10 protein-coding genes are annotated in these 12,275 nt (G+C 67.9%); 3 read left to right on the forward strand and 7 right to left on the reverse strand.

The genetic code is table 11. The features are described from left to right. Positions 1-149 precede the first annotated feature (149 nt). The 7 genes from AC1Q7Q_RS24715 to AC1Q7Q_RS24745 all read right to left on the reverse strand — a co-directional run bounded on the left by AC1Q7Q_RS24715 (position 150) and on the right by AC1Q7Q_RS24745 (position 9,507). Complete coding sequence (locus AC1Q7Q_RS24715) at positions 150-1,088, reverse strand: carbohydrate kinase family protein (RefSeq protein ID WP_492373325.1); 939 nt, start codon at positions 1,086-1,088, stop codon at positions 150-152. Positions 1,089-1,132: 44 nt separating this feature from the next. After that, positions 1,133-2,782, reverse strand: coding sequence for a glucose-6-phosphate isomerase (pgi, locus tag AC1Q7Q_RS24720; RefSeq protein WP_492387230.1), 1,650 nt, complete (start codon positions 2,780-2,782; stop codon positions 1,133-1,135). A 79-nt stretch (positions 2,783-2,861) separates the two neighbouring features. Continuing rightward, a complete protein-coding gene (gene zwf, locus AC1Q7Q_RS24725) occupies positions 2,862-4,352 on the reverse strand; it encodes a glucose-6-phosphate dehydrogenase (protein ID WP_492376665.1) in 1,491 nt (496 codons plus the stop codon). Positions 4,353-4,436: 84 nt separating this feature from the next. Further along, positions 4,437-5,375 (reverse strand): ABC transporter substrate-binding protein, encoded by a 939-nt coding sequence (locus AC1Q7Q_RS24730; protein ID WP_492387231.1) that lies wholly within the window; start codon positions 5,373-5,375, stop codon positions 4,437-4,439. A 78-nt stretch (positions 5,376-5,453) separates the two neighbouring features. Then, positions 5,454-6,467, reverse strand: coding sequence for an ABC transporter permease subunit (locus AC1Q7Q_RS24735; protein ID WP_492376666.1), 1,014 nt, complete (start codon positions 6,465-6,467; stop codon positions 5,454-5,456). A 90-nt stretch (positions 6,468-6,557) separates the two neighbouring features. Next, positions 6,558-8,261 (reverse strand): sugar ABC transporter ATP-binding protein, encoded by a 1,704-nt coding sequence (locus tag AC1Q7Q_RS24740; protein ID WP_492376667.1) that lies wholly within the window; start codon positions 8,259-8,261, stop codon positions 6,558-6,560. Then, a complete protein-coding gene (locus AC1Q7Q_RS24745; protein WP_492376668.1) occupies positions 8,248-9,507 on the reverse strand; it encodes an ROK family transcriptional regulator in 1,260 nt (419 codons plus the stop codon). Before AC1Q7Q_RS24745 ends, AC1Q7Q_RS24740 begins: the two co-directional genes overlap by 14 nt. Positions 9,508-9,755: 248 nt before the next feature. Here AC1Q7Q_RS24745 and AC1Q7Q_RS24750 point away from each other — a divergent pair, with 248 nt between their 5' ends. The 3 genes from AC1Q7Q_RS24750 to AC1Q7Q_RS24760 are packed head-to-tail and all read left to right on the forward strand — an operon-like array spanning position 9,756 to position 11,772. Beyond that, a complete protein-coding gene (locus tag AC1Q7Q_RS24750) occupies positions 9,756-10,235 on the forward strand; it encodes a methylated-DNA--[protein]-cysteine S-methyltransferase (protein WP_174425989.1) in 480 nt (159 codons plus the stop codon). A gap of 59 nt (positions 10,236-10,294) precedes the next feature. Beyond that, on the forward strand, positions 10,295-11,245 hold the full coding sequence (gene xerD, locus AC1Q7Q_RS24755; RefSeq protein WP_492376671.1) for a site-specific tyrosine recombinase XerD: 951 nt from the start codon (positions 10,295-10,297) through the stop codon (positions 11,243-11,245). A gap of 35 nt (positions 11,246-11,280) precedes the next feature. Then, positions 11,281-11,772 (forward strand): aminoacyl-tRNA deacylase, encoded by a 492-nt coding sequence (locus AC1Q7Q_RS24760; protein WP_492376669.1) that lies wholly within the window; start codon positions 11,281-11,283, stop codon positions 11,770-11,772. The last annotated feature ends 503 nt before the right edge of the window (positions 11,773-12,275 follow it).

The raw sequence follows: 12,275 nt of genomic DNA on the forward strand, positions 1-12,275 counted from the left end.
AGGAGCCACCTGAAGCGAAGCCCGTGGTGTTGTCCAGCACGACGGCGTAACGAGCGCCCGCCCTCTCCCCCAGCCCCTCTCCCGCACGCGGGAGAGGGGAGCACGACAGGGAACACGGCAGGAAGCACGGCAACGCCGACCCAACGCGATCAGGCCAAAGAGGCCAGAACCACCGCCTCGCGCAGTAGCACACTCACCTCGGCCACCGCCGGCGAATACGCCCCTGCACGCGTGGCCGCCACCGCCGCGGTAGCGGCAGCCCATCGCGCCTGCCGCGCCAGCGTCGCCTCGGGGTCCAGCAACAATCCCGCCATCCATCCGCCCATTGCAGCGTCGCCGCAGCCGACGGTATCCACCACCTCGACGGCGAAAACCGGCTGCTCACAAGCACCGTCCCCATGCAACAGCGTCATGCCATCCGCGCCGCGCGTCAGCAGCACGCGCGCCTGCGGCGCCAGCGCCCTGAGCGCTGCGAGCGCGGCGTGTTCGTCCAGCGCGGGGTACAGGCCGCGCAGGTCTTCGTCCGATACCTTGATGTAGTCCGCCAGGCCAGCCATGTGCGCAAAGACGGCCTGATACTCCGGCGCACGCATGGGCGTGCGGAAGTTGGGATCGAAGGCGATGCGCTTGCCCGCGGCCCTGGCCTGCGTGGCTTCCGTGCACAGGCGCGCGGCGAGCGGCTGGCGCGCGAGGCTGAGCGAGCCGAAGTGCACGGTGCGCGCGGCCTGGCGCCAGCCCGGCGGCAAGCGCTCGGGGTCGAAGTAGAGATCGGCGCTGTCGTCGCCGACGAAAAAGTACTGCGGCGGGTGCTGCGCGCCGACAAACGCCAGCAACGGCGAGCGCTCCACGCGCTGCAGGAAGCGCAGGTCCAGGCCAGCCTCGGCACTGGCCTCGGCCAGTTGGTCGCCCAGCGTGTCGGCGCTGATCGCACCAGCAAAGGCGGTAGGCACGCCCAGCCGCGCGCCCACGCGGGCCACGTTCCAGCACGAGCCGCCGGGCAGGCCGAGCCAGTCCTGCCCGCCCTGGTGGACCATATCGGTCAATGCCTCGCCAAAGACGACGTAGGCTGGCCATGATGTCGTTGTCATTGCATCCTCTTTCTCGGTTTTCCGTATGCGTGCGCTGCCGCGCGTCAGCCTTGCCAGGCCGATGCCGCGGCCAATGCGCGCCGGATCAGGCCGGCGGTGGAAGCATCATGCGGGCGCGCCGGCCCGCCGTCGAGCTCGCAGGCGATCGGCGCGGCAAGTTGCTTGCCCAGCTCCACGCCCCACTGGTCGAACGAGTTGATATTCCACAGCACGCCCTGCACGAAGGTGCGGTGCTCCGAAAGCGCGATCAATGCGCCCAGATGATACGGATCGAGCCGCTGCAGCAACAGCGTATTGCTGGGGCGGTTGCCCTCGAACACCATGTGCGGCACCAGCGCTTCGTCCTGCACGCCGAGCGCCCTGACCTCTTGCGCGGTACGTCCGCGCAGCAACGCCTCGCCTTGCGCAAAGCAGTTGGCGAGCAGCTTGCCGTGGTGACCCGGCATCGGGTGCACCGGCTCCAGCGCGGCGATGAAATCCACCGGCATCCAGTGAGAGCCCTGGTGCACCATCTGGAAGTAGGCGTGCTGTCCGTTGGTGCCGGTGGTGCCCCACACCACCGGCGCGGTGCCTTGCGCGGCGGCGGCACCATTGAGCTGCACGGACTTGCCGTTGCTCTCCATCTCGAGCTGCTGCAAGAAGGCCGGCAGCAGCTCGAGCGGCTCGCAGTACGGCGCCACGCAGCGGCTGCCGGTGCCCAGGAAGCTGCGATACCACACGTCGAGCAGGCCGAGGATCATCGGCATGTTCTGCGGCGCGTCGGCCTCGGCGAAATGCCGGTCCATGGCGCGGGCGCCATCGAGCAACTGGCGAAAGCGCGCAAAGCCAACAGCCAGCGCAATCGACAACCCCACCGCGGACCATAGCGAAAAGCGCCCACCCACCCAGTCCCAGAACGGGAACATATTGGCGGGGTCGATGCCGAACGCGGCCACCGCCTGCCGGTTGGTGGAGACCGCGACGAAGTGGCTGGCCAACTGTGCGTGCGGCACGCCGTGGCGCAGGAACCAGGTGCGCGCGGTGTGCGCGTTGGCCATGGTCTCCAGCGTGGTGAAGGTCTTGGAGCAAACCACCACCAGCGTGCTGGCGGCGTCCAGCCGCGCGAGCACGGCGGCAAGATCGCTGCCATCCACGTTGGCGACAAAATGCAGGCGCGGCCCTTCGGTGTCCAGGTGCGCGAGCGCGCGGCAGACCATGCGCGGGCCGAGGTCCGAGCCGCCGATGCCGATATTGATCACGTCGGTGATCCGGCGGCCATTCCAGCCGCGCCACGTGCCGCCGCGCACCGCGTCGGCAAAGCGCTCCATCTGGGAGAGCACCGCAGCCACGTCGCCGGCCACCGCCACGCCCTGCGCGTGAAAGCCGTCCTGCGGCCACGCGCGCAGCGCCATATGCAGCGCGGCGCGGCGCTCGGTGGTGTTGACCGCTTCGCCGCGGTACATGGCATCGCGCCGCGCGCTCACGCCGGCCTCGTCGGCCAGCGCGAAGAGCAGCGCCATGGTGGTGTCGGTGACGCGGTTCTTGGCGTAGTCGAGCGTCAGGCCGGCCGCCTCGGCCACGAAGCCGGCGCCACGGGCTTCGCCCTGCTGGCCGTCGAACCAGTCGCGCAGGTGGGCATGGCGGATGACCTGCGCATGCTCTTCAAGCCGTTGCCAGGTGCTTGGGAAATCGGACTTCGGGGACATCGTGGACATCGAATCAACTCCTGTACTCGCCGCCGCGCCGGCAACCGCCGGCGCGTCGCCATGCTTCAGACTGGCTTCACAACGCGTCTCACAGCTCTTCATGCCACACCGCGCCATCGCGCGAGGGCAGCGCGCTCGACGCCGCCGGCCCCCAAGTGCCGGCGGTGTAGAGCTTGGGCGCGAGATTGCTCTGCGCCCAGGCCTGCTGGATCGGCGCGACCCACCGCCAGGCCTGCGCCTGCTCGTCGCGCCGCACGAACAGCCCGAGCCGCCCGCGGATCACGTCCAGCAGCAGCCGCTCGTAAGCCCCGGTCTTGCGCTCATTGCGATTGCCCTGGCCGCGCGGCAGCATGCGTTGCAGGTCCAGCGTGGCGGGCTGCAGCGCCTGCGTGTCGCCGGGATGCTTGACCAGGAAATGCAGGCGGATGCTTTCCTCCGGCTGCAGCGTGATCACCAGCCGGTTGCCGGGCTCGTGGTCCAGCGGGCGCGGGAACAGCGAGTACGGCACGTCGCGGAACTGGATCACGATCTCGGCCACGCGCGACTGCATGCGCTTGCCGGTGCGCAGGTAGAACGGCACGCCGGCCCAGCGCCAGTTGGCAACCTCCGCCTTGATGGCGACGAAGGTCTCGGTCTGGCTATCGGGCGCGACGGCCGGCTCGTTCACATAGCCCGGCACGGCGTCGCCGGCCGCCGCGCCACGGCAGTATTGCCCGCGCACCACCTTCTCGGCGACCTCGTTCAACTCGATGGGCTTGAGCGCCTTGAGGATCTTCAGCTTCTCGTCGCGGATCGCGTCCTCCGACAGGCTGGCCGGCGGCTCCATCGCCACCATGCACAGCAGTTGCAGCAGGTGGTTCTGCACCATGTCGCGCAGCGCGCCGATGCCGTCGTAGAATGCGCCGCGCTTTTCCACGCCGATTTCCTCGGCGATGGTGATCTGCACATCGCGCACCCATTCGCGCCGCCACAGCGGTTCGAACAGTACGTTGCCAAAGCGCATCGCCATCAGGTTCTGCACCGACTCCTTGCCCAGGTAATGGTCGATGCGGTAGATCTGGTCTTCGGCAAAATGTTGCGCCACCGCGGAGTTGATGGCATCGGACGAGGCCAGATCGTGGCCCAGCGGCTTTTCCAGCACGATGCGCACGCCTGCGTGGTTAAGGCCGGTGCGCGCCAGTTGCTCGCAGATCGGCACGAACAACTGCGGGCCGGTGGCCAGGTAGAACACCACCACCGGCGCAGCGCGGGCACGGACCAGCTCGGCGAGTGCATCGAAACCCTCCGGCGCGTTGGCGTCCACCTGCAGGTAGAGGATGCGCGCGACAAAGGCCTGCCAGACTTCGGCCGCGGCGGCAGCGGGCAGCGCCGGACGCACCTTGGACTCGAGCATGGCCAGGTAGGCTTCCTGGCCGAGCGGCTGGCTGCCGAGTGCGAGGATGCGCCCGCGCGCGTGCAGCGAGCCCACGCAGTGCGCATCGAACAGCGCCGGCAGCAGCTTGCGCGTGGCCAGGTCGCCGGTGCCGCCGAACAGCACGAAGTCGAATTCGGGGACTGCGCCTACAGCATTGTTTGGCATGGTTTCACCAGTCGGTTGGTCGGTTGATCGGTTGATCGGCTATCAGGGGATTCGGTTGTAAGTTGAGCGCGGACCGCTGCCCGGCTAGCGCGGCGCGGCCCAGCCCTTGTACGCGTTCACATTGGCACGCGTGACCAGTATGGGCGGCAGCAACACGATGCGGTTTGCGGGTGCCTGGCCATGCATCAGCCCCACGCCGATCTCCACCGCGGTGCGGGCGATGGCCCACGGGTCCTGGCTGGCCGAGGCCTGCACCAGCGTGTTGGCCTTGAGCGCGGCCTCGATATCGGGCGCGCCATCGACAGACGCGATCAGGATGCCACGGCGGTTCAGCTGACGCGCGGCCAGGTCGGCGCCGACAGCCTGCGGGTCGTTGATGGTGAAGACCGCGTCGATCTTGGGGAAGCGGGTCAGGTAAAGCTGCATGACATTGAGGCCGCCCTCGCGTGAGCCCTTGCCATCCTGGTCATCGGAGAGCACGTGGATGCCGGGGTGCTTGCCCAGCACCGTCTTGCAGCCCTTCACGCGATCCAGCACGGCAGACACCGGCGGGCCATTCTGGATGATGAGGTTACCGCGCCCGCCCAGCCGCTCGGCGAGAAAGGCGCAGGCCAACTCGCCGGCCTGCGTGTTGTCGGTCTGCACCGTGGCGTCGGCACCCGCCGCCGCCACGTCCACCGCCACCACCACGATGCCGGCCTTGCGGGCCTTCTTCACCGCGGGCTCGATGGCGCGCGCGTCGGCCGCGTTGATCAGGATCAGGTCCACCTTCGACACGATAAAGCTATCGATATGCGAGAACTGCTTGTTGAGGTCATAGTCGGCGGACAGCACCGTGACCTTGGCATCCGGGTTGATCTTCTTGGCGGCGGCTTCGGCGCCGTGCGCCAGCGCGACGAAGTACGGGTTGCCGAGCGAGCCGAGCGTGACGCCGACTTTTTTCAGCGGCCGTTGCGCGGCCGCGCTCGCCGGTGCGGCGTCCGGCGCGTTCTGTGCGGCGGCGCCGGCGCACAGCAGGCTCATTGCCGCCATCGCCAGTGCCGCCAGGTATTGCTTGGACATATCGTGTCTCCAGTAGCCGGTGGTCAGGTCACGCACGCTTCACGTGCGCGCCGAGCCCTTGCGGCGATAGCTGTCGAGCGCCACCGCGCCAATGATCACCAGCCCCTTGATGATGTATTGCCAGATATCTGACACGCCCAGCAGCACCAGTCCGTTGGACAGCACCGCGATGATCAGCGCCCCGACCAGCGTGCCGACGATGGAGCCGGTGCCGCCCACGAAGCTGGTGCCGCCCAGGATGACCGCGGCGATGGCATCGAGCTCGTACGACTGGCCAAGCTGCAGCCCGTTGGCCGCGTACAGGCGCGCGGAAGACATCACGCCGCCCAGCCCCGCCAGCAGCCCGGACACCGCGTACACGAACAGCAGCACGACCCACACCTTGATGCCGGACAGGCGCGCCGCCTCGGCATTGCCGCCCACCGCGTAGATCTGCAAGCCCAGCACAGTGCGGCGCAGCACGAACCACGACACCGCCACCACGGCAAAGGCGATGATCACCAGCCAGGGCACGCCCAGTACTTCGCCGTTGCCGATAAAGGCAAAGCCGATATCCGGGTTGTAGATCGTGCTGTCGTTGCCGACCAGCCGCGCCAGCCCGCGCACCGCCGTCAGCGTGCCCAGTGTGACGATGAACGGCGGCAGTTTCATGAAAGCGACCAACGCGCCGTTGACGATGCCGAACAGCAGGCCGCACAAGAGCGCGGCGGGCACGCTCAGCATGCCGAGCTGCGGCATCAGCGACACCAGCATCGCCACCACCGCCGAGATCGACAGGATGGAGCCCACCGACAAATCGATGCCGCCGGTCAGGATCACGAAGGTCATGCCCGCGGCCAGCACCATGTTGATGGAGGCTTGCTGCGCGATGATCGACAGGTTCTGCCAGCCGGCGAAGTTCTCGGTCAGCACCGAGAAGCCGATGCACAGCAGCACCAGCACGGGCAGCATGCCAAGCGCGCGCAGGCGCTCCTGGGTGGTGAGGCGGCCGAGAGTGGCCGCGGGCAACGAAGCGCCAGTGGAAGCGGCGGGACGTGTGATGGATTCATGCATGGTTGTCTCCTGCGCCGGCGGCTGCGCAGCGTTGCGGGCCGGCGTCGATGGTTCTGTCTCTTGCGGGCGGCGCACAGGCTGCGCCCTGCCTCAATGCAGCGTGATGCTAGTTGCATGGCCGGCGGCAGCGCGCGGCACGTCCGCCCATGCGGGCGCCGGCTGCGCGGCCGCGCCGGTGGCCAGCGCGATGATGCGTTCCTGGGTTTCGGCCGCGCTGCCGGCGGGGCGCACCTCGCCGGCCAGCGCGCCCTCGCGCATGACCAGCACGCGATCACACAGGCCCACCACTTCGGGCAGCTCGCTGGAGATCATCAGGATCGCCACGCCGCTCTGGGCCAGCGCGTTGATCAGCCGATAGATCTCCGACTTGGCGCCGATGTCCACGCCACGCGTAGGCTCATCCAGGATCAGCACGCGCGGCTGGATTTCCAGCAGCCGCGACAGCATCACCTTCTGCTGGTTGCCGCCGGACAGCGCGCCCACGTTGACCTGCGCATGCGCCACGCGGATGCCCAGCGTGTCGATGGCCTCGGCCGTGCGGCGGCGCGCGGCGCTCCGGTTCAGGCGGCCCAGGCCTAGTGCGTCGCGCGCGGCCACGATCAGGTTGATGTTCTCGTGCACGCTCTGGTCCAGGAACAGGCCCTGCAGCTTGCGATCCTCGGTCAGGTAGGCAATGCCGGCATCGATGGCCTGGCGCGGGCCGCCGGCCGGCAGCGTGACCAGCCCGCCGGGGCCGGCCGGGTTGGCCGGGTCGGCAATCCGGACCTCGCCGCGCGTGCGCATGTCGGCCCCGAACACCAGCCGCGCCAGCTCCGTGCGGCCCGCGCCGACCAGGCCCGCCAGCCCCAGTACCTCGCCGGCGCGCAGGTCGAAGCTGCAGCCCTTGACGCGCCGGCCATCGGCCACGTCGCGCACGGACAGCATCACCTCACGCTCGACCGCCTGGCCGTGCGTCTTGGTGTAGAAACCTGACAGGTCGCGCCCCACCATCATCTTGACCAGCGCCGCCTGCGACAGGTGCGCGCGGTCCAGCGTGCCAACGAAACAGCCGTCGCGCAACACGGTCACGCGATCGGCCAGCTCGTCAATCTCGGCCATGCGGTGGCTGATATAGAGAATCGCCATGCCTTCGCCGCGCAGTTGGCGGATCAGCGCGAACAGGCGATCCGTCTCGTGCGTGGACAGCGGCGTGGTGGGCTCGTCCATCACCAGGATGCGCGCCTCGAAGTGCACGGCCCGCGCGATTTCCACCAGCTGGCGCTGCGCGATCGACAGGCTTGCCACGTTCGCCGCGGGCGAGAAATCCGCGCCGAGCCTGGCCAGCGTGGGCGCGCAGGCGCGCACCATCTCGCCGCGCGCCACCAGCCCGCGCCGCTGCAGGGCACGGCCCAGATAGATGTTCTCGGCCACGCTCAGGTTGGGCGCCAGGCTGAGCTCCTGGTAGATCACCGCCACGCCAAGGTCGCGCGCGGATTGCGGCCCATCGATCTGCACCCGTTGCCCGTCGATATGGCATTCGCCGCCGGGGTCCGCGGTGTAGGCGCCGGACAGGATCTTCATCAGCGTCGACTTGCCGGCGCCGTTCTCGCCCATCAAGGCGTGGACCTCGCCGGCGTAGGCCGTGAGCTCGACATTGCGCAGCGCGCGCACGCCGGGGAAGGTCTTGCAGATATTGCGCAGCGCCAGCAGCGGCGCCTTGGTGGACGTATCGCACGTATCGCACGTATCGGACGAAGCAGCCGAAATGGGCGAAATAGGTGAAATAGACGAAGCGGACAGATCAGACGATGGCATGGTTGGCCTCCGGAATCATGGCGGATGCGCCTTTGAGCATGTCGGCCCGCGGCGAGAAATTCATGAACATCGGCAGCGACGCGGCACCGACCGCGCCGGCGTTGGCACCAAAGCAGCCACGCACCACGCGTGGCGCTCGCCGAGCCTCGGGCGCGCCGTCGTCCAGCTCGCCTTGCAGGCGCTCGATCAGCGCCTGCACCAGGCCACCGTCGATATCGGCGTCAAGGATGATCAGCGGCACGTCGAGCACCGCCAGCGCCGATTGCATGGCGGGCGCCAGCGCATCGATGCAGTCGTCCAGCCACTGCGCCACCGCCGGGTGCTGGACGCGCACCTGCGCTTCCAGATCGGCATGGCCGTCGATGGTCACGCCGTGGTGGCGCAGGTGGCGCGTCAGCGCGTTGAGCGAGGCGCGCGCCAGCAGGATGTCGCGCCGCTTGCCGGTGCGCGGCGCGGAGGCCAGGGTGCTGGGCTGCACCGGCATCATGCCGATGTCGCCGGCATTGCCCGACACGCCGCGCACGCAGTCTCCGTTGAGCGCCACGCCGCCGCCGATGGCCGGGCCGACGAAGACATAGAGGAAGCTCTGCGCGTGGTGGCTGCCGTAGAACAGCTCGGCCACGGCAGCAGCGGTGCCGTCGTTCTCGCCAAACACCGGCAGGCCGGTGGCATCCGACAGCGCTGCGGCAAAGTCCACGGCATCCCAGGCGCGGAAGGTGGCCTGCGATGCCTCGTCCTGCAAGTCCAGCTCGCGCAGCCAGGCACCGAGGTTATAGGGCTGGGCCACGCCGATGCCAAGCAGGCGCTTGCGCTCGTCCGGCGTAAGCAGCGCACGCAGTTCGGCCACATCGTCGCGCACCAATGCCAGCGCTTGCTCCGGGTGGGGCAGGACCATCTGGTGGGCGCGGCTGGCGAGGATCTCGCCGCCGAAGTCCACCATCACGCACTCGATGCTGCCACGGTCCAGCCGGACCCCGATGCCGAACGCGCCCTTGGGCTGCAGGCGGATCAGGCTGGCCGGCTGGCCACGCTGCCCATCCTGGCGGCGGCCGGCCACATGGATCAGGCCATCCTCGGTGAGCGTCTGCACGATGCTGCCCACCGCCGTGTTGGTGAGCTGCGCGATGCGGGCGAGATCCGCCTTGGACGCCTCCCCGGCATGCCGCAGCGCCAGCAGTAGCGCGCGCTCGTTGTACAGCCGCAAACTGGCGGAATTCACGCCGCGGCCGGCCTTGGCACTGTTCATGTGGTCTCCGAATGCTGTTATGAGTACCGCCTGCATCACGTTGCGCGCTGAGTGGCGACGGCGGTGTATCTAGCTGCGGCATTAATTAATTCAGATTGAATTAAATAATAAGCCAGACCAGAACTCAAGGAAGGGGAAACCCCAGTCAAGTGGTTGCATGGCCCTCTGCGGTGCGCCCCACACGCCACCGCGCATCCCGGCGCCGCCGCCATGCTCTAAAATCCAGGCTCGCGCTTCCCACCCCTGCCATGGACTCCATCTTCGACGCCATCCTCCCAGCCCCTTTCGGCAAGATCGGCGTGCGCACCGACGGCGAATTCGTCCGCGAGATCGTGTACCTGCCCGCGAGCATGCGGCTCGTCGAGCCGGCCAACGCGGTCACGCAACGCCTGGCGCGGCAACTGGAGGCCTACTACGCCGATCCGGATGCACGCTTCGATATCCCGCTGGCGCCGGTCGGCAGCGCGTTCCAGCGCCGGGTCTGGCAAGCGATCTCGAACGTGCCGCGTGGCAAGGTCACCACCTATGGCGCGGTGGCGCGGCAGATCGCCAGCGCGCCACGCGCGGTCGGGCAGGCGTGCGGGGCGAATTTCTTCCCACTGGTGATTCCCTGCCATCGCGTGGTTGGCGCCAGCGGCATCGGCGGCTTTGCCAACCATGACGGCGACGGCTTCTTCCTTGATATCAAACGCTGGCTGCTGCGCCATGAAGGGGTGATGCTGGCATGAACGACATTGCGCAGATTGACGACGGTGACAACGGCGGCGACAGCGGCCATATCGACGACATGGAAGACAGCAACGCCGTCATCGACACCGAAGACACCGAGGACAGCCCCGCCCTGCTCGCCGACCTGGCCCTGGTCGACCGCTTCTGCGACGCGCTGTGGCTCGAAGACGGCCTTGCGCAGAACACCATCGACGCCTACCGGCGCGACCTGGCGCTGCTGTCGCGCTGGCTGCATGCCTCGGGCACCTGCGCGCTGCTGGCGGTGAACGACAGCGCCCTCAACGGCTACTTCGCCTCGCGCCACCTGGAAACCCGCGCCTCGTCCGCCAACCGGCGGCTGACGGTGTTCAAGCGCTTTTTCCAGTGGGCGCTGCGCGAGCACATGATCACGGCCGATCCCTGCCTGCTGCTGCGCCCGGCCAAGCAGCCGCCGCGCTTTCCCAAGACCCTGACCGAAGCCCAGGTCGAGGCGCTGCTGGAGACACCCGACACCGCCACGCCGCTTGGCCTGCGCGACCGCACCATGCTGGAGCTGATGTATGCCAGCGGCCTGCGCGTGTCCGAGCTGACACAGATGAAGACCATCGAGATCAGCCTGAACGAGGGCGTGGCGCGCGTGGTGGGCGGCAAGGGCAACAAGGAACGCCTGGTGCCGTTTGGCACCGAAGCCGGCGACTGGCTGCGCCGCTACCTGGCCGAAGGCCGGCCCGCGCTGTTGGGCGAGCGTGCCTGCGAAGCGCTGTTCGTCACCCAGCGCGGCGACGGCATGACGCGCCAGGCCTTCTGGCACCTGATCAAGCGCCACGCCCGCGAAGCCGAGATCTACGCGCCGCTGTCACCGCACACCTTGCGGCATGCCTTTGCCACCCACCTGCTCAACCACGGCGCGGACCTGCGCGTGGTGCAGTTGCTGCTGGGGCACGCCGATATCTCCACCACGCAGATCTACACGCACGTGGCGCGCGAGCGCCTGCGCGAGCTGCACCAGCACCACCATCCGCGCGGCTAGGTTGCCCGCGCGGTCATTGCGATCCGTCATCCATCATGAGCAAGACCAAACACGTTTCGGAAACCCCGGCCACCCAGTTCCTCAAGCGGCATGGCGTTGCCTTTGGCGAGCATGCCTATGACTACGTCGAGCATGGCGGCACCGGCGAGTCCGCCCGCCAGCTCGGCGTGGACGAGCACGCGGTGATCAAGACGCTGGTGATGGAAGACGAGCGTGCGCAGCCGCTGATTGTGCTGATGCATGGCGACTGTTCGGTGTCTACCAAGAACCTGGCGCGGCAAACCGGGCACAAGAGCGTGCAGCCCTGCAAGCCGGAGGTGGCGCAGCGGCATAGCGGGTATCTGGTGGGCGGGACCTCGCCGTTCGGGACGCGCAAGCGGATGCCGGTTTTTGTTGAGGCCGGTGTGCTGGCGCTGGAGCGGATCTATATCAATGGGGGCCGCAGGGGGTATCTGGTTAGTATTGATCCGCAGGTTTTGAAGACGTTGGTGGGGGCGGAGGTGGTGGAGTGTGGGTTGAGGGATTGATGAGGGTGTGATGAGGGTGTGATGGGGGGCGCTGTTTCTTTGAGCGGCGATGGCGTTTGCACCCAAGAGCCATACGACATTGCCCTGCGGGGTTGGTCGCTGTTTCCTTCAGCGGCGATGGCTTTTGCACCCAAGAGCCATACGACATCGCCCTTGCTTGGTTGGTTGCTGCTTCTTTGAGCGGCGATGGTTTTTGCACCCAAGGGCCATACGACATCCCCCTGCGGGGGCTGCCGGTCACTTTTCTTTGACCGGCAAAGAAAACTAACGAAAAGAAAGCCGCCCTGCCGGGAGCAGAGCAATCAGGCTTATGTGGGGCGGTGGTTGCGTCGTACGGCCCGGAGTGTTGGCTAGCCGATCCTACCGGCCCAAAGGGCATCGTTTCTGCATGACCCATGGGTTACGTGGTGCGGCCCCTGACCTCGTGTGCGGTGCCCGTTCCCACATCTGCCGTTCGCGGTGCGAAGTGCTGCGCCGTTTCGGGTGTGGCTGGTTTCGTGGTT

The organism is Cupriavidus sp. GW823-FHT07A04, from assembly GCF_058794615.1.

Coding starts and splice junctions, on each gene's coding strand:
- AC1Q7Q_RS24715 (WP_492373325.1), bottom strand. CDS start 1,088: ATGACAACGACATCATGGCCAGCCTACGTCGTCTTTGGCGAGGCATTG.
- pgi (WP_492387230.1), bottom strand. CDS start 2,782: ATGTCCACGATGTCCCCGAAGTCCGATTTCCCAAGCACCTGGCAACGG.
- zwf (WP_492376665.1), bottom strand. CDS start 4,352: ATGCCAAACAATGCTGTAGGCGCAGTCCCCGAATTCGACTTCGTGCTG.
- AC1Q7Q_RS24730 (WP_492387231.1), bottom strand. CDS start 5,375: ATGAGCCTGCTGTGCGCCGGCGCCGCCGCACAGAACGCGCCGGACGCC.
- AC1Q7Q_RS24735 (WP_492376666.1), bottom strand. CDS start 6,467: ATGCATGAATCCATCACACGTCCCGCCGCTTCCACTGGCGCTTCGTTG.
- AC1Q7Q_RS24740 (WP_492376667.1), bottom strand. CDS start 8,261: ATGCCATCGTCTGATCTGTCCGCTTCGTCTATTTCACCTATTTCGCCC.
- AC1Q7Q_RS24745 (WP_492376668.1), bottom strand. CDS start 9,507: ATGAACAGTGCCAAGGCCGGCCGCGGCGTGAATTCCGCCAGTTTGCGG.
- AC1Q7Q_RS24750 (WP_174425989.1), top strand. CDS start 9,756: ATGGACTCCATCTTCGACGCCATCCTCCCAGCCCCTTTCGGCAAGATC.
- xerD (WP_492376671.1), top strand. CDS start 10,295: ATGGAAGACAGCAACGCCGTCATCGACACCGAAGACACCGAGGACAGC.
- AC1Q7Q_RS24760 (WP_492376669.1), top strand. CDS start 11,281: ATGAGCAAGACCAAACACGTTTCGGAAACCCCGGCCACCCAGTTCCTC.